The following is a 15,764-nucleotide window of genomic DNA, read 5'->3' on the forward strand; positions in this document are numbered from 1 at the left end:
GGATGCGCTGCCGCTGCGCAGGAATGATCGGCGCGATGCGGCGGGGGCTCATTTCTTCCAGCCGAAGTGCTCGCGCGCCTCGGGCGCCATCTTGTCCGGGGTCCACGGCGGGTCCCAGACGATCTCGACGCGAATCTCCACCTCGGGCGGCACCAGCGGGTCGAGCACGCTGTCGATGTCGTCGAGGATCATGTCGGCGAGCGGGCAGGCGGGCGAGGTCATCGTCATCTCGACGTAGAGCTCACCGGGCTTGCTTTCGATCTTGTAGATGAGACCGAGGTCGACGATGTTCACGCCGACTTCGGGATCGATCACGCGGCGCAGGGCATGGCGGATGGCGTCGGGGTCGGGGGTGGGGAGGGTGCTCATGGAGGGCTTCCTTGTCGTCAGCCGCCTTTGTGGGCGGGCGGTGGCTGAGTTCAATGACGCGGATCAGTCGAGTCCGACTCCATCGAAATGTTCGCGCATCCAGAACTCCATCATCATCAGGATCCAGACCATCTCGCCGTAGTAGCCCGGGTGGGCGGGGAGGTGCACCGAGAGCAGTTCGTCGATGAAGCCCGGGCGGACGATGCCGCGGTTGCGGAAGCTGCCGAGCGCGTCAGCGGCCAGCGCCTTGAGGCCGGGGTGCTGGCAGGCCCACACGCCGAAGGGCAGGCCGAAGCCGTGCTTCTTCTTGGCGATGATCTCGTCGGGCAGGAAGCCGCGCAGCGCTTCCTTGAAGAACCAGCGCAGGGTCAGGCGCTTGAGTTTCCAGTCGGGCGGCAGCGTGGTGGAAAAGTCGGTGAGCTCGTCCGACAGCAGCGGAAAGGCCACCTCCACCCCGGCGAGGCCGGTGGTGCCGATGACCTTGGGCAGGTCGTTGTCGGCGAGGGTGTATTTCCAGTCGTAGTTGAGCATCAGGTTGATGTGCGAGCGCGCGTTGGTCGCCTTCCACACTTCGCGCTGCTCGACGTTCGGGCGGCCGGTGTCGACGCGGGCGAGGAAGTCGGGCTCGAACACGTTCTCCATGCCCAGGCGCACCAGCATGTTGTACATGTGGATGCGGTCGGGCATGGGCACGCGCGCCTGCTCGACGTAGCTCTGGCCCTTGCGCGTGACCGGGATGCGGTCCATGCCGGGGAGCGCCAGCGCCGGTTCGAGCAGGCCGCGGCGCAACACGCCGGGCACGCCGTCGTACCAGCCGAACACGCGCTGCTTGGCGTAGCGGCTGTTGCCGCCGAAGAGCTCGTCGCCGCCGTCGCCGGCGAGGATGCGCTCGACGCCGTCCTCTCGCGCCCGCGTGGCGCAGATCCAGCCCGGCAGCGCCGACGAGTTGCCGAAGGGCTGGTCGTAGTGGGTGGCGACCTTGGGGATGCCGTCGACCAGGTCGGCGGGGGTGACGTAGTACTCGCGGTGGTCGGCGCCGAAGCGTTTGGCGGCGAGGCGGGCGTACTCCATCTCGTCGTAGCCGCTGGCGTCGAAGCCGATGGAGTAAGCGCGTGCGGGCTGGCCGAGCACCCTGCACAGCATGCCGGTGACGGTGGAGCTGTCGGTGCCGCCGGACAGGAAGCAGCCCACGCTGGTGCCGTCGACCTCGCGCCGCACGCCGTCCTCGATGATCTGCAGGAAGCGGGCTTTGGCTTCGTCGAAGCTGGGGCTGCCTTGTTCGTCGAACTGCGGATTCCACCAGCGCCGGCATTCGGCTTTGCCGCCCTGCCACTTGAGCAGATGGCCGTGGGGCAGGCGCACGACGCCGTCGAAAACGGTCGTCGGCGCCGGGATCATGTGGAAGAAGAGGTATTCGAACACCGCCTGCGGGGCGATCTTGCGCGCGATGCCAGGCACGGTGTCGGCGCGGTCGGAGAAGTGCAGCCGGCCGTCGCGCTCGGCATAGCAGATCGGCCAGGTGCCGAAGCGGTCGGTGGCGAGCACGGCTTCGCGGCCGTCGTCGGCCAGCGTGACCACGCAGAAGCGGCCGGCGGCCTGCTGCACGGCCTCGTCGCCGAAGCGCGCAAAGGCCTGCGCCCAGGCGGCCGCGGGGCCTTGCGCGGTATTGATTTGCTGCAGGGCGTCGTCGTGAAAGCGCGGCCGGCCCAGCGCGATGCAGATGCGGCCGCCCTCCTGGAAGGATGTCACCTCGGGCTGGTAGGCCAGCGCGCCGGCAGGAAACTGCAGCCGCGCCATCTGGCCGGGAAGGGAAGCCGCCGCGTCGGGCGTGCCGAGAACTCCACAGAATCGTTCGCGCACCATCTTCTCCATCGGCCACCGTTCGGGGCCGTATTGCATTGAACCGCCCGGATGATGCCCCATGCTGCGCGGATTGTCAGTGAACTGTGGCGCGCGGTGGCCCGGATGACCGTGGGAGCGGGCTTGCCCGCGAATGCGACGATCAGGCGAACATTTTTCGCGGGCAAGCCCGCTCCCACAGTGTCGCCTTTGTCGGTGTCACCTGTGTTGGGGGGCGCCGCTCAGTACCCTAGCTGCACGGCGCCTGGCAGCCATGCTTCAGGTGGGGTGAGCGGCCGGGTGCCGATCGGCAGGGCGAATTCAGCCTCCGGCTGCAGCGACACACCACGCGCCTCGCCTGCGGCCGAGGTGAAATGACGCAGCAAGCTGGCGCCGAGCGGGCGGAAGTCGAGCGTGTCCGGGTCCTGCAGTGTGCCGGGGGGCAGCGGTACATTGCCGCGGTAGTCGCCACCGTTGATCAGCGTGAGGCTGCCGAGACCGACACTGAGATTATTGATGCCGACGATCTCGGCGTCCGCCGGCAGGCGGTCGGCCCAGGTGCGCAGGAACAGGGTGCCGGTGTGGCGGTCGCTGAGCAGGGTGTTGTGGGCGAGGTAGAGCGCACTTTCGGGCCAGGCATTGCCCTCGGCGCCGTAGGCGACGATGGTCGGGTTCTGGGTGGCGGCACTCTGGCCGATGATGTTGCCGACCACGAAGGCGAGTCCGCCGTTGGGCAGGTCGAGTTCGTAGGAGGCCTCGCCCTGGGGGCCGTCGTAGAGGAGGTTGTAGCGGATGTCGTTGTAGCGCGCGCGCGACTTGAGCAGATGGCCGCGATAGCCCTGGTGGAAGCGACTGCCGCTGACCTCGAAGCGGGCGATGCGGCCCACGTACAGCAGGTGCGGCAGCGACTGCATCTGCTGGGGGGCCTGGGCAAACAGGCTGTCGCGGACGATCAGTTCGGCGTCATCGAAATTGGCGGCGAGGATGCCGGTCTGGTTGTCGATGAAGACGCTGTTGCGCACCTCCAGTCGGCCGCGCTCGAAGCGAATGCCGGCGCCGTTGTGGTCGGCGGCGCGCGCGCCGCGGAACTCGATGTTGTCGATGAGGATGTCGCCGTTGGCGATCACCCAGATCGCCTTGCCCTGCTCGATCTTGCCGTCGGCGATCAGCACCGGGCGTTCGCCGATGCCACGGATCAGCAACTTCTTCTGGCGCCAGGTCGCGACATCGCCGCGGTATTCGCCCGGGAGGATCTCGACGATGTCGCCATCCTTGGCAGCCTTGGCGGCGTCGGCGATGCGGGTGAAGGTCTCACCGGGGCCGACGCGCAGGGTGTCGGCGTGGGTGGAGGTGCAGGCGATCGCTGCAAGTACTGCGGTCGCGACGTACCTTGCCGACTTGCCTGCTGTCGTGGCGCGCCGATTTGCGGTATTCGCGGGCAAGCCCGCTCCCACGGCGGTCGCTCCCACAGGGGGGCTGGCGCCAGCGGTTGCTGTGGGAGCGGGCTTGCCCGCGAAAGTCACGTCAGTCTCCGAGTTCGCTTGCCAGCGTCTTGCGGTCGATCTTGCCATTGGGGTTGCGCGGCAGCGGGCCGTCGCGCACCTCGATGCGCCCGGGTACCATGTAGGCCGGCATGCGGGTGCGGCATTCGGCGTGCAGCGCCGCGGTGTCGAGCGTGCCGCCGGCCGGCGCCGTGGCGATGACGACGATGCTGTGGCCGAGCGTGTCGTGGGCGACACCGAAGGCGGCGCACTCGCCGACCAGCTTGGTGGCGTAGAGGATCTCTTCCACTTCGGTGGGGCTGACGCGGTAGCCCGAGGTCTTGATCATCTCGTCGCGGCGGCCGATGAAGTACAGGTAGCCTTCCTCGTCGCGGCGCACGGTGTCGCCCGAGAATACCGCGATCTCGGGCAGCACCAGCCCGCTCTGACGGCCGGGGGACTTGGCGGGCAGGGGCTTGAAGCGCTCGGCGGTCTTGTCGGGGTCGTTCCAGTAGCCCATGGCGACCAGCGCGCCGCGCTGCACAAGCTCGCCCGGCTCGTTGGGCGCGCATTCGCTGCCGTCCTCGCGCAGCACCATGACCTCGGCGTTGGGGATGGCCTTGCCGATGGAGTCGGGGCGGACGTCGGCCTGTGGCGGCGGCAGGTAGGTGGCGCGGAAGGCTTCGGTGAGGCCGTACATCAGGAAGGGCTTGGTCTTGGGCAGCATGGCGCGCAGGGTCGTCAATGTTTCGAGCGGCATGCGCCCGCCGGTGTTGGCGATGTAGCGCAGGTGCTCGGTGACGGTCTCGGGCCACTGCAGTTGCGAGAGCTGGATCCACAGCGGCGGCACGGCGGTGAGGCCGGTGACCTTTTCCTTTTCGACGGCCTTGAGCACGTCGCGCGGCATCAGGTAGTTGAGCAGCACCACGCGCGCGCCGGCATGAAAGGCGGTGGTGAGCTGCGAGAAGCCGGCGTCGAAGGACAGCGGCAGCGCGGCGAGCAGGGTGTCACCGGCGTTGTTTTCCAGATACTGGGCGACGCTCTTGCCGCCGGCGACCATGTTGCGATGCGACAGCACCACGCCCTTGGGCCGGCCGGTGCTGCCGGACGTATACAGGATGGCCGCCATGTCGGTGTCGATGATGCGGTGGCCGATTGCCGGCGGCGCGGCGCACAGCGCGTCCCAGCGCACGACGCTGGCGCCGGGGAGCTCGGGCAGCGTATCGACCTTGCCGGTGAGCACAACGTGGCGCAGGTCGTGGCAGGTGGCAAGGGTGTCGCGCAGGGTGGCGAAGCGCTCGGGCGAGGTCACCAGCACGCGCACGTTGCAGTCCTGCAGGATGTAGCCGACCTGCTCGGCCTTGAGGATCGGGTTGACCGGCACGAACACGCCGCCCGCCGCGCTGGTGCCGAAGAAGGCGGTGACGGTCTCGGGGCGCTTGTCGAGGTAGATCGCGACGCGCTCGCTGCGCTCGAGGCCCAGGCCAGCGAGGCCGGCGGCAAAGCGCGCGATGGCGGCGTCGAGCTCGGCGTAGCTTTGGGTGGCGCCCGAGAAGGTCAGTGCGGGGGCGTCGGGATTGCGTTGGGCCGAAGCGGTGATCAGGTGGTGGAGCAGGGTGGTGTGGTTCATGCGGACCGGATCCTGTTGAAAATGGCCGCTCCGCCCCGGGGCGAAACGGCCATGAACGATATCTGTTCGAAGGGTAGCGCCGCAGCCTGGCAATCACAATGACGCAGTGCACGTCGATTTGTGACTCATGGGCCGTCGGAGGGGCGCGCGAGCGCGCGGCGCCGTATTTTTCGCCGCGCTTCGCCCTGCCCATGCGGCGAACAAGCTCCCGAGCCCGTCTCCTTGCTCTGCTAGAATCGCCCGCCATGAGCTATCAGGTCCTCGCACGCAAGTGGCGGCCGAAGTCCTTCGGCACGCTGGTCGGTCAGGAGCACGTCGTGCGTGCTCTGACGCACGCGCTCGCCACCGGGCGGCTGCATCACGCCTGGCTGTTTACCGGCACGCGCGGCGTGGGCAAGACCACGATCAGCCGCATCCTGGCCAAGGCGCTCAACTGCGAGACCGGCATCACGCCCGAGCCCTGCAACGCGTGCAGCGCCTGCCGCGCGATCGACGCCGACCGCTTTCCCGATTACGTCGAGATGGACGCAGCGTCGAATCGCGGTGTCGAGGACATGGCGGCGCTGCTCGACAAGGCGGCGTATGCGCCGGTGCAGGGGCGCTTCAAGGTCTTCATGATCGACGAAGTGCACATGCTCACCGGGCATGCGTTCAACGCGATGCTGAAGACGCTGGAAGAGCCGCCGGAGCATGTGAAATTCATCCTCGCCACCACCGACCCGCAGAAGATCCCGGTGACGGTGCTGTCGCGCTGCCTGCAGTTCAACCTCAAGCAGATGCCGCAGGGGCGCATCGTCGACCACCTGTCGCAGATCCTGCAGGCCGAAGGCGTGGCCTTCGAGCCGGGCGCGCTGCGCCACCTGGCGAAGGCGGCGGCGGGGTCGATGCGCGACGCGCTGTCGCTGCTCGACCAGGCGATCGCGCACGGCGCGGGCAAGCTCGAGGAGGAGCAGGTCACCCACATGCTGGGTACGGTGGGCGACGACCATCTGTATGCGGTGCTCGACGCGCTCGCCGCGGGCGATGTGCCGGCGCTGCTCGCGGTGGCTGACGCCATGGAGGCGAGGAGCCTGTCCTTCGATGCCGCGCTGCAGGCGCTGGCGACGCTGGTGCACCGGATCGCGCTCGCGCAGTACGCGCCGGAGGCGATCGGCGACGAGGTGGAGCGCGCGCGCATCCTCGGCTACGTCGAGCGCTTCGATGCGGAGTTCCTGCAGCTTGCCTACCAGATCGCGATTCATGGTCGGGACGAGCTGCCGCTGGCGCCGGACGAATACACCGGTTTCACGATGACGCTGCTGCGCCTGCATGCGTTCCGGCCCGAGCAGCCGGCGGCGCTTGGTGGGCCGGGGGTGCAGCCGGGGCCGGCGGGGCGTGCGCGGGAGATCGGGGCCGGGCAGGGAACGGGGCAGGGAACGGGGCAGGGCTCGTTCGCGGGCAAGCCCGCTCCCACGGGGCGAGGTGCCGCAGCTGCTCCGGAGGTGTCGGCGCCGCCGGCCGTTTCCGCGCCGACTCCCGCACCGCCCGCGCCTTCCGTGGGAGCGGGCTTGCCCGCGAATCCCGCACCGCCCTCCGCATCCGCCGCGCCTTCCGTGGGAGCGGGCTTGCCCGCGAATCCCGAGCCGGCGCAGACGCGTCCCGAGCCTTCGCCGGCTCGCGCGCAATCCCCCGTGGATGGGCGCCCCGCTGCGCCCAGCCGGGCGTCCGGGCCGGCGGCTGCGGTCGAGCACGATGTGCCGCCGTGGGAGGACTTGCCGGCGGAGGCGTATGCCGATGACGACGGGCGACCCTCGCGGAGCGAGCGCGTGCCCGCCCCGGAGCCCGAGCTGTCATCGCGCCCGGCCAGCGAGTCGTGGACGCGCGCGCCGCTGGTTGCGCCCGTGCCAGCTGAGGATCCTGCGGCGTCCGCATCCACTGGGGCCAGTGGCGACGCGAGCGTGTTGCTCGCGCTGGGCGACTGGCGCGGCCTCATCCGTGCCCTCGGGTTCGGCGGGCTGGTGCGCGAGCTGGCGCAGCATTGCGAATGGGTCGAGTGCGGCGATGACGGGCTGCAGTTGCGCCTGTCGGTCGCGCACCGCCACCTGCTCGACATGAACCGCGGCGCGGCCGAACGCATCCAGGATCAGCTTTCGACGGCGCTCGGGCGGCCGTTGAAGGTGCGCATCGAGGTCGGCGATATCGCCAGCGAGACGCCGGCCCAGCGCGATGCGATCGAACGCCGCGCGCGCCACGCCGAGGCGGTGGCGGCGCTGGAGGCCGACCCCTTCGTGCGTGAGTTGATCGAACGTTTCGACGCCACGCTCGTCGAGAGCACGGTGAAACCTTTGTAATCCCGCCGGTTCGCGGCCGCCGTCACCGACGGGGTTGCTTGCGCACCTGCGTGCGAGCCCTTGTGATCCCTATTCCTTCCACAATCGACTTACTGGAGAAATCACCATGATGAAAGGCGGTATCGCCGGCCTGATGAAGCAGGCCCAGCAGATGCAGGAAAACATGAAGAAGATGCAGGACCAGCTCGCCTCGGTCGAGGTCGAGGGCCAGTCCGGCGCGGGCATGGTCAAGGTGCAGATGACCTGCAAGTACGACGTGCGTCGCGTGTCGATCGACGCGTCGGTGATGGACGACAAGGAAATGCTCGAGGACCTGGTCGCTGCGGCGCTCAACGACGCCGTGCGCAAGGTCGAGGCCGCGACCCAGGAGAAGATGGCGGGCGTGACCGCCGGGCTGAACCTGCCGCCGGGCATGAAGATGCCGTTCTGAGCGCCCCGCCACGATGTCGCCCTCCAGTCTCGATGAGTTGATCGAGGCCTTGCGCTGCCTGCCCGGCGTGGGGCCGAAGTCGGCCCAGCGCATGGCCTACCACCTGCTTCAGCGCGATCAGCGCGGCGCGGCGCGGCTTGGTCATGCGCTCACGCATGCGCTCGAGGTCCTGCGCCACTGCGAGCGTTGCAACACGTTTGCCGAGGAAGCCGTCTGCCAGCGCTGCGCCAACCCGCGGCGTGATCCTGCGCTGCTGTGCGTGGTCGAAATGCCGGCCGATCTGGCGATGATCGAGCAGACGCAGTCCTACAACGGGCTCTATTACGTGCTCATGGGCCGGCTGTCGCCGCTGGACGGCATCGGTCCGCGCGAACTGCGGCTCGACAAGCTGATCGCGCGCGCCACCGAGGAGGGCGTGCGCGAGGTGATCCTCGCGACCAACTTCACCAACGAGGGCGAGGCTACCGCGCATACCGTGGCCACCCTGCTTTCGGCGCGGGGTGTGAAGGTCAGCCGGCTCTCCCGCGGCGTGCCGGTCGGTGGCGAGCTCGAGCACACCGATACCGGCACCATCGCGCAGGCTTTGGTCGAGCGGCGATCTGTCTGAGCCCCGATGTTGCGTTGCAAAAATGCGACGATTCCGATCGCCCTGACCAGCGTCTGTTTTCGTGCGGAAAGCCTTGTTCCTGCTGGAGATGCGCGGTTTGCGCTTTCTCTGCTGCAGCGTCTTCGATATAATCAGGCAGTTATTTGTATCCAGGTCTTTCGTTTTCCATTTTGGGAAGAGGGTCATGAGCGTTGATCAAAAGATGGACAGCAGCCGCCGAACACTGCTGCTGGCAACGTCCGCCGCTGGCGGCGTGGCCGCAGTGGCGACCGCGGTGCCGTTTGTTGCCAGCCTGACGCCGTCCGAGCGCGCCAAGGCAGCCGGTGCACCGGTAGAAGCGGATGTGAGCAAGCTCGCACCGGGCGAGATGATGACGGTGGAGTGGCGCGGCAAGCCCGTGTGGATCCTGCGTCGTACGCCCGAGATGCTGGCGTCGCTCGACAAGACCGAAGACAAGGTCAGCGATCCGGCGTCCGACAAGCCGATGCAGCCGGAATACGCCAAGAACAAGCACCGGTCGATCAATCCGGAATTCCTCGTTGCCGTCGGCATCTGTACCCACCTGGGTTGCTCGCCGTCCGAGAAGTTCAAGATGGGCACCGAGAGCGGCATGGGTGCGGACTGGCCCGGCGGCTTCCTCTGTCCCTGCCACGGTTCGCTTTTCGACCTGGCTGGTCGCGTGTACAGCAGCATGCCCGCGCCGGACAACCTCGAGATTCCGCCGCACCACTACCTCGCGGACACCACGATCCTTGTTGGCGAAGACGGGAAGGCATAAGCGATGACCACGAAATCCCAGGCTGTACTGAACTGGATCGACGAGCGTTTCCCGCTCACGTCGTCCATCAAGGGGCACCTCACCGAGTACTACGCCCCGAAGAACTTCAACTTCTGGTACTTCTTCGGCTCCCTGGCGCTGATGGTGCTGGTGATCCAGATCCTGACCGGCATCTTCCTGGTCATGCACTACAAGCCGGACGCCTCGCTCAACGCCTCCGGCATCCCGGTGGCGTTCGCCAGCGTCGAGTACATCATGCGCGAAGTGCCGGGTGGCTGGCTGATCCGCTACCTGCACTCGACCGGTGCATCGGCCTTCTTCGTCGTGGTGTACCTGCACATGTTCCGTGGCCTGCTCTACGGTTCGTATCGCAAGCCACGCGAGCTGATCTGGGTGTTCGGTACGCTGATCTTCCTGGCGCTGATGGCAGAGGCCTTCATGGGCTACCTGCTGCCGTGGGGACAGATGTCGTACTGGGGCGCGCAGGTGATCGTGAACCTGTTCTCGGCGATCCCGATCATCGGGCCGGACCTCTCGCTCGTGATCCGCGGTGACTTCGTCATCGGCGACGCCACGCTGAACCGCTTCTTCGCCTTCCACGTCATCGCCGTGCCGCTGGTGCTGATCGGCCTGGTGCTCGCGCACATCGTCGCGCTGCACGAAGTCGGCTCGAACAACCCCGACGGTGTCGAGATCAAGAAGAAGAAAGATGCGCGCGGCATCCCGCTCGACGGTATCCCCTTCCATCCGTACTACACGGTGAAGGACATCGTCGGTGTCGTGGTCTTCCTGTTCTTCTTCAGCGCGGTCGTGTTCTTCATGCCTGAAGGTGGCGGCTACTTCCTCGAGTACAACAACTTCATCCCGGCCAACCCGATGGTGACCCCGCCGCACATTGCGCCGGTGTGGTACTTCACGCCCTTCTACTCGATCCTGCGCGCGGTGACCTACCCGCTGTTCGGTCTCGACGCGAAGTTCTGGGGCGTGGTGGCCATGGGCGCTTCGGTGGTGATCATCGCCTTCCTGCCGTGGCTGGACCGCAGCCCGGTGAAGTCGATCCGCTACAAGGGTCCGATCTTCAAGATCGCGCTGGTCATCTTCCTGATCTGCTTCTTCATCCTCGGTTACCTGGGTGTGCTGGCTCCGACCCCGGGTCGCACGCTGGTTTCGCAGATCTGCTCGGTGCTGTATTTCGCCTTCTTCCTGCTGATGCCCTGGTACAGCAAGCTTGACAAGTGCAAACCCGAACCGGAAAGGGTGAATTTCAAATGAACAAGCGTCTAATCAACCTGATCAAGCGGGCGGCGGCGGTGCTGCTGTTCGCGCCGGCGGTGGCGATGGCGGCGGCGGCCTCTGTACAGCTCGACAAGGCGCCGGTCAGCACTGATCCGGCTGCCCTGCAGCACGGTGCCAAGTTGTTCGTGAACTACTGCCTGGGCTGCCATAGCGCGAGCTTCATGCGCTACAACCAGCTCACCAATCTCGGTCTTTCGGAGCAGGAGATCCGCGACAACCTGATGTTCACCGGCGAGCGTGTCGGCGACCTGATGAAGATCTCGGCGCGTCCGGCAGAGTCGAAGGCGTGGTTCGGCGCTGCGCCCCCCGATCTGACCCTGATCGCGCGCCAGCGCGCTTCGGGCGACGGTAGCGGTGCCGACTGGCTGTACACCTATATGCGCCAGTTCTACCGCGACACCGAGCGTCCCACGGGCTGGAACAACGTGATCTTCCCGAACGTCGGCATGCCGCACGTGTTCTGGCAGCTCCAGGGCGAGCAGGCGGCCAAGGTCACCGATAACGCGGACGGCTCGAAGACGATCGAACTGTCGCTCGCCAAGCCCGGTACGCTGGCGCCTGCCGAGTACGACAAGGCGGTCGCCGATCTGGTGTCGTTCCTGGTCTGGATGGGCGAGCCGGTGGCCGAAAAGCGCAAGTCGATCGGCACCGTCGTGCTGATCTTCCTCGCCGGCATGTTCGTGCTCGCTTATGCGCTGAAGAAGAACTACTGGAAGGACATTCATTGATCCCAGTCGCCACGGCCCCGCGGGCCGGTTAGGGCGGTCCTGACCCAGACGCACCACGCGACAAACGCGTGGTGCGCTTTTGCTTTTGAATTCCGGAGTCGCAACACCATGATGAACCTCTATTCGGGCACGACCGACCCCTTCAGTCACCGTTGTCGGATCGTGTTGTTCGAAAAGGGCATGGATTTCGAAGTCATCGACGTCGATCTCTACAACAAGCCCGAAGACATCGCGATCATCAACCCTTACAACCGCGTGCCGGTGCTCGTCGACCGCGACCTCGTGCTGTACGAGGCCAACATCATCAACGAGTACATCGACGAGCGCTTCCCGCATCCGCAACTGATGCCGCCCGACCCGATCATGCGTGCCCGTGCCCGCCAGTTGCTGCACACCTTCGAGCAGGAGTTGTTCACTCACCTCGAGGCGCTCGAGGCTGCGCAGAAGGGTGTCGACAAGGTCCGTACTCACGTGCGCGACCACCTCACCCAGCTCGCGCCGGTGTTCACCAAGCAGAAATACATGCTCGGCGAAGAGTTCTCGATGCTCGACGTCGCGATCGCGCCGCTGCTGTGGCGTCTCGAGCACTACGGCATCGAACTGCCCAAGGCCGCCGCTCCGCTGATGAAGTACGCCGAGCGCATCTTCAGCCGTCAGGGTTTCATCGACGCGCTGACCCCTTCCGAAAAGGTCATGCGGCGCTGACCCGCCCGATCGCAACCACGCCGTGCGCCGCCCGAAGGGCTGCGGCACGGCCGCCGGAGACCCGATGAGCACTGTCTCGACCAAGCCTTACCTTCTGCGTGCCATCTGGGAGTGGTGTGTGGATCAGGGTTTCACGCCCTACCTCGCTGCCCTGGTGGACGAGAACACCCGCATACCGCCCGGCTATGCCCGTGACGGCCAGATCGTGTTGAACCTGGCGGCCGATGCGACCGGCCAGTTGCAGATGGAGAACGAGTACATCAGCTTCCAGGCCCGCTTCGGTGGCGTGGCGCATTCGCTGGTGATTCCCGTTGCCAACGTGATCGCCATCTATGCGCGCGAGAACGGGCAGGGCATGGCCTTCGAGCCCGCGCTCGAGGCCGGCGAGGAGGCCGATGTGTCACTCGTTGAGGACGCGGATGCGGCAGGGGCCGAGGACGTGGCCGAAGCGGACGCAGCACGGCGCCAGGAGCAGGCGCCCGCTGATGCGCCGCCCCGTCCGCCGCGTGGCAGCCACCTCAAGGTCGTCAAATAAGGAACACCAATGCCCAGCCTGACCTGGAACGCTGCGCTCGAGAACAACCTGGCGCAGATGGACGAGACGCACCGCGAGTTCGTCGAGTGCTACAACGCGGTCGCCTCGGCAGCGCCCGAGGATTTCCTGCCCGCGTTCGATCGCCTGATCGCGCACACCGTGGCGCATTTCGACCTCGAGAACGGTTGGATGGCGGCGGTCGATTTTCCCGGCTGCCACCGTGGCGAGCACGATCGCGTGCTGGCCGTCATGCACGACATCCGCAAGCGCGTCGAAAGAGGCGACATGTTCCTCGGTCGTCGGTTGATCGAGGAGCTGCCTGCCTGGTTCGAGAACCACGTGAACGGCATGGACGCTGCGCTCGCTTTCCATCTGTCTTCGATCGGTTTCGATGTCGAGCAGGGTGCGCTCAAGCCCCTGGCTGACGGTGAGCAGCGTGGGGCGGGCTGTGCCTGTGCGAGCATGAATACACCCGAAGAGGCCAGCACGGCAGCCGCGACCGGCGCCGCCTGAGCCCGCGCCGTCTCTCAGGCGGCGAGGAAGGGAAAGTCCACCGGGGGGCGACGCCCGCACATCAGCTCGGCCAGCGCCGCGGCCGAGCCGCAGGACAGCGTCCACCCCAGCGTGCCGTGGCCGGTGTTGAACCACAGGTTGGTCCGGCGGCCACGCCCGATCAGCGGGACGTTGCCCGGCGTGGCGGGGCGCAATCCTGCCCAGTGTTCCGCGCGGTCGATGTCGATCGCCCCGGGGAAGCGGTTTTGCGCCCACGCCAGGATGCCGGCGATGCGTTCCGGGCGGACATGGGTATCGAAGCCGTTCAGTTCGGCAGTGCCTGCGATGCGCAGCCGTGATCCGAGCCGCGAGCACACGATCCGACGCGACTCGTCGGTCAGGCTAACGCTCGGGGCTCGCGCCGGGTCGGCGACCGGGGCGGTGATTGAATACCCCTTCACCGGATAGATCGGCAGACGCTCGCCCAGGGCCGAGAGCAGGCGCGGCCCGTAGCTGCCCAGACAGACGACGTAGGCGTCGGCGCGCAGGGTTTCGAGCTGGCCATCGGCGCTCCGTACCTCCATGCCGACGATGTCATCGCTGTTGTTTGCGGTGAGCAGACGCACGATCTCACGATCCCAGTGCAGCGTTGCACCTTGCGCGGCGACATGGGCGGCGAGCGCCTGCGTGAACCGGAAGGCATCGCCCGACTCGTCTCCGGGGGCGTAGATCCCGCCGGCCAGCGTCGCAGCCTGCGCGGCGAGCGCGGGCTCGATCTCCACGCAGGCGTCCCTGTTGCACAGGCGTGCCTCGATGCCGAAAGCTTTGAGCGCGCGCGCGCGCTCGGGCGCATGCGCGAACTCGGCTGCGCTGTAGAACAGGTGAAGAATGCCGCGCTCGAGTTGGTCATACTCGAGCCCCAGTCGCGCGCGCAGCTCGCGCAGTTGGCGCCCACTCCAGGTGGCGAGCGCCGCGACCGCGCGCGTGTTGCGCTGGGCGCGCGCCGGCAGGCACTCGAGCAGGAAGCGCGCCCCCCAGAGCCACTGCGCCGGGTCGCGTGTGGGTCGGAACTTGAGTGGGGCATCGTCGCGTCCGAGCCAGCGCAGAATCTGCCATGGCGCGCCGGGGTTGGCCCACGGCTCGGGATGGCTGATCGAGATCTGTCCGCCGTTGGCGAAGCTGGTCTCGCGCGCGGCCTCGGGCTGGCGGTCGACCAGGCTGACGTGGAAACCGGCCTGCTGGAGATACCACGCCGTCGTCACGCCGGACAGGCCGGCGCCGAGAACCATGACGTGCGTGCGCGGGTGTTGCGCGATGAGGGTGTGCGGGTGCAAGGAATGGCGCCGGTGGACGGCATGGCCGTGATCGGCGTCGATGATACCCCTTGGTGCGGCGTCGATACACCACGGGGCCGCGCCGGGTTGACGCCGTCGATGCACTTTTGTCCGTGCGCTTGTGGCCTGGAACCGCGATAATTCGCGCCTGTCCGTCTTGTACGTCTTCGTGGAGTTGCCAATGCGCCGAGTCACCCTAACCCAGTTCCTGATCGAGCAGCAGCGCGCCGGGCGCATCAATCCCGAGCTTCGCCTGCTGATCGAAGTCGTCGCGCGCGCGGTGAAGGCGATCAGCGTCAACATCTCCAAGGGTGCGCTCGCAGGGGTGCTCGGCGAGGCCGGCACCGACAACGTGCAGGGCGAGGCGCAGAAGAAGCTCGACGTCATCGCCAACGAGATCCTGCTGCAGGCCAACGAGTGGGGCGGCCACCTCGCAGCGATGGCTTCGGAAGAGGTCGAGACGGTTCACCAGATTCCGTTCGACTATCCCAAGGGCGGCTTCCTGCTGCTGTTCGATCCGCTCGACGGCTCGTCGAACATCGATGTGAACATCTCGGTGGGCACCATCTTCTCGGTGTTGCGTAATCCGCCCGACCACACCGAGCCGACCGAAGACGACTTCCTGCAGCCGGGGCGCGAGCAGGTCGCCGCCGGATATGCGGTGTATGGACCTTCGACCCAGTTCGTGCTGACGGTCGGCAAGGGCGTACACGGCTTCACGCTGGATCGCGAGATGGGCAGCTTCATCTATACCCAGCCCTTCATGACCATCCCGGCCGACACGCACGAGTATGCGATCAACGCCTCGAACGCGCGCTACTGGGAGCCGCCGGTCAAGCGTTACGTCGACGAGATGACGCTGGGCGAGAGCGGTCCGCTGGGCAAGGAGTACAACATGCGCTGGGTGGCATCGATGGTTGCTGACGTGCATCGTGTGCTTACCCGTGGCGGCATCTTCATGTACCCGATGGACGAGAAGTGCCGTGACAAGGGCGGCAAGCTGCGCCTGATGTACGAAGCCAACCCGATGGCGATGCTGGTCGAGCAGGCCGGCGGTGCGGCGTCCACCGGGCGCGAGCGCATCCTCGACGTGCAACCGACGCAACTGCACCAGCGCGTGCCGGTGATCCTCGGCTCGAAGAACGAAGTTGAGCGCGTGGTTGGTTACCACGAGGGCGCCTGAGATCCGTGCGCGGTCTGGCTGATCGGT

Annotated in this window: 15 protein-coding genes; 10 read left to right on the forward strand and 5 right to left on the reverse strand. The window is 66.9% G+C overall.

Translation table 11 applies throughout. The annotated features are described in order from the left end of the window. Window positions 1–48: 48 nt before the first annotated feature. The 4 genes from RBT54_RS05585 to RBT54_RS05600 all read right to left on the reverse strand — a co-directional run bounded on the left by RBT54_RS05585 (window position 49) and on the right by RBT54_RS05600 (window position 5,319). The gene (locus RBT54_RS05585) at window positions 49–369 is read right to left on the reverse strand and encodes a metal-sulfur cluster assembly factor (protein WP_320364981.1); all 321 of its coding nucleotides are present in this window, start codon (window positions 367–369) and stop codon (window positions 49–51) included. Window positions 370–432: 63 nt separating this feature from the next. Then, the gene (locus tag RBT54_RS05590) at window positions 433–2,166 is read right to left on the reverse strand and encodes an asparagine synthase C-terminal domain-containing protein (RefSeq protein ID WP_320365072.1); all 1,734 of its coding nucleotides are present in this window, start codon (window positions 2,164–2,166) and stop codon (window positions 433–435) included. 284 nt (window positions 2,167–2,450) lie between these two features. Next, window positions 2,451–3,650, reverse strand: a complete 1,200-nt coding sequence (locus RBT54_RS05595) for a hypothetical protein (RefSeq protein WP_320364983.1) — start codon at window positions 3,648–3,650, stop codon at window positions 2,451–2,453. Between the two features lie 82 nt (window positions 3,651–3,732). Further along, window positions 3,733–5,319: an acyl-CoA ligase (AMP-forming), exosortase A system-associated gene (locus tag RBT54_RS05600; RefSeq protein WP_320364985.1), complete on the reverse strand. Its 1,587-nt coding sequence runs from the start codon at window positions 5,317–5,319 to the stop codon at window positions 3,733–3,735. Window positions 5,320–5,564: 245 nt separating this feature from the next. On the opposite strand from RBT54_RS05600, the gene dnaX reads away from it, so the two are divergent. From dnaX to RBT54_RS05645, 9 genes are all read left to right on the forward strand, one after another. Next, on the forward strand, window positions 5,565–7,649 hold the full coding sequence (gene dnaX, locus RBT54_RS05605) for a DNA polymerase III subunit gamma/tau (RefSeq protein ID WP_320364987.1): 2,085 nt from the start codon (window positions 5,565–5,567) through the stop codon (window positions 7,647–7,649). Window positions 7,650–7,755: 106 nt separating this feature from the next. Next, window positions 7,756–8,079: a YbaB/EbfC family nucleoid-associated protein gene (locus RBT54_RS05610; RefSeq protein ID WP_320364989.1), complete on the forward strand. Its 324-nt coding sequence runs from the start codon at window positions 7,756–7,758 to the stop codon at window positions 8,077–8,079. Window positions 8,080–8,092: 13 nt separating this feature from the next. Beyond that, entirely contained in the window at window positions 8,093–8,686 is a 594-nt protein-coding gene (gene recR, locus RBT54_RS05615; protein WP_320364991.1) for a recombination mediator RecR, read from the forward strand. A gap of 184 nt (window positions 8,687–8,870) precedes the next feature. Beyond that, on the forward strand, window positions 8,871–9,464 hold the full coding sequence (gene petA / locus RBT54_RS05620) for a ubiquinol-cytochrome c reductase iron-sulfur subunit (RefSeq protein ID WP_320364993.1): 594 nt from the start codon (window positions 8,871–8,873) through the stop codon (window positions 9,462–9,464). 3 nt (window positions 9,465–9,467) lie between these two features. Beyond that, window positions 9,468–10,736: a cytochrome bc complex cytochrome b subunit gene (locus RBT54_RS05625; RefSeq protein ID WP_320364995.1), complete on the forward strand. Its 1,269-nt coding sequence runs from the start codon at window positions 9,468–9,470 to the stop codon at window positions 10,734–10,736. Then, on the forward strand, window positions 10,733–11,488 hold the full coding sequence (locus RBT54_RS05630) for a cytochrome c1 (RefSeq protein ID WP_320364997.1): 756 nt from the start codon (window positions 10,733–10,735) through the stop codon (window positions 11,486–11,488). Before RBT54_RS05625 ends, RBT54_RS05630 begins: the two co-directional genes overlap by 4 nt. 108 nt (window positions 11,489–11,596) lie before the next feature. Then, window positions 11,597–12,193 carry a glutathione S-transferase N-terminal domain-containing protein gene (locus tag RBT54_RS05635; protein ID WP_320364999.1) on the forward strand — a complete coding sequence of 199 codons (597 nt, stop codon included), beginning with the start codon at window positions 11,597–11,599 and terminating at the stop codon, window positions 12,191–12,193. A 64-nt stretch (window positions 12,194–12,257) separates the two neighbouring features. After that, a complete protein-coding gene (locus RBT54_RS05640) occupies window positions 12,258–12,728 on the forward strand; it encodes a ClpXP protease specificity-enhancing factor (protein ID WP_320365001.1) in 471 nt (156 codons plus the stop codon). Window positions 12,729–12,737: 9 nt separating this feature from the next. Then, complete coding sequence (locus RBT54_RS05645) at window positions 12,738–13,241, forward strand: bacteriohemerythrin (protein ID WP_320365003.1); 504 nt, start codon at window positions 12,738–12,740, stop codon at window positions 13,239–13,241. A 14-nt stretch (window positions 13,242–13,255) separates the two neighbouring features. Here the strand turns inward: RBT54_RS05645 and RBT54_RS05650 are convergent, their stop codons facing one another. Beyond that, on the reverse strand, window positions 13,256–14,509 hold the full coding sequence (locus RBT54_RS05650; RefSeq protein WP_320365074.1) for a D-amino acid dehydrogenase: 1,254 nt from the start codon (window positions 14,507–14,509) through the stop codon (window positions 13,256–13,258). A 226-nt stretch (window positions 14,510–14,735) separates the two neighbouring features. Between RBT54_RS05650 and RBT54_RS05655 the strand changes: the two genes are divergently transcribed. Continuing rightward, the gene (locus RBT54_RS05655) at window positions 14,736–15,737 is read left to right on the forward strand and encodes a class 1 fructose-bisphosphatase (RefSeq protein ID WP_320365005.1); all 1,002 of its coding nucleotides are present in this window, start codon (window positions 14,736–14,738) and stop codon (window positions 15,735–15,737) included. The last annotated feature ends 27 nt before the right edge of the window (window positions 15,738–15,764 follow it).

The organism is Thauera sp., from assembly GCF_034003485.1.
Lineage (GTDB): Bacteria > Pseudomonadota > Gammaproteobacteria > Burkholderiales > Rhodocyclaceae > Thauera.

Bases quoted from the DNA above. Each gene is read 5' to 3' on its own strand.
- RBT54_RS05630 (WP_320364997.1), top strand. From the start codon at position 10,733: ATGAACAAGCGTCTAATCAACCTGATCAAGCGGGCGGCGGCGGTGCTG.
- RBT54_RS05650 (WP_320365074.1), bottom strand. From the start codon at position 14,509: ATGGTTCTCGGCGCCGGCCTGTCCGGCGTGACGACGGCGTGGTATCTC.
- RBT54_RS05600 (WP_320364985.1), bottom strand. From the start codon at position 5,319: ATGAACCACACCACCCTGCTCCACCACCTGATCACCGCTTCGGCCCAA.
- RBT54_RS05635 (WP_320364999.1), top strand. From the start codon at position 11,597: ATGATGAACCTCTATTCGGGCACGACCGACCCCTTCAGTCACCGTTGT.
- RBT54_RS05625 (WP_320364995.1), top strand. From the start codon at position 9,468: ATGACCACGAAATCCCAGGCTGTACTGAACTGGATCGACGAGCGTTTC.
- RBT54_RS05590 (WP_320365072.1), bottom strand. From the start codon at position 2,166: ATGGCGCGGCTGCAGTTTCCTGCCGGCGCGCTGGCCTACCAGCCCGAG.
- RBT54_RS05645 (WP_320365003.1), top strand. From the start codon at position 12,738: ATGCCCAGCCTGACCTGGAACGCTGCGCTCGAGAACAACCTGGCGCAG.
- RBT54_RS05585 (WP_320364981.1), bottom strand. From the start codon at position 369: ATGAGCACCCTCCCCACCCCCGACCCCGACGCCATCCGCCATGCCCTG.
- recR (WP_320364991.1), top strand. From the start codon at position 8,093: ATGTCGCCCTCCAGTCTCGATGAGTTGATCGAGGCCTTGCGCTGCCTG.
- dnaX (WP_320364987.1), top strand. From the start codon at position 5,565: ATGAGCTATCAGGTCCTCGCACGCAAGTGGCGGCCGAAGTCCTTCGGC.
- RBT54_RS05640 (WP_320365001.1), top strand. From the start codon at position 12,258: ATGAGCACTGTCTCGACCAAGCCTTACCTTCTGCGTGCCATCTGGGAG.
- RBT54_RS05610 (WP_320364989.1), top strand. From the start codon at position 7,756: ATGATGAAAGGCGGTATCGCCGGCCTGATGAAGCAGGCCCAGCAGATG.
- petA (WP_320364993.1), top strand. From the start codon at position 8,871: ATGAGCGTTGATCAAAAGATGGACAGCAGCCGCCGAACACTGCTGCTG.
- RBT54_RS05655 (WP_320365005.1), top strand. From the start codon at position 14,736: ATGCGCCGAGTCACCCTAACCCAGTTCCTGATCGAGCAGCAGCGCGCC.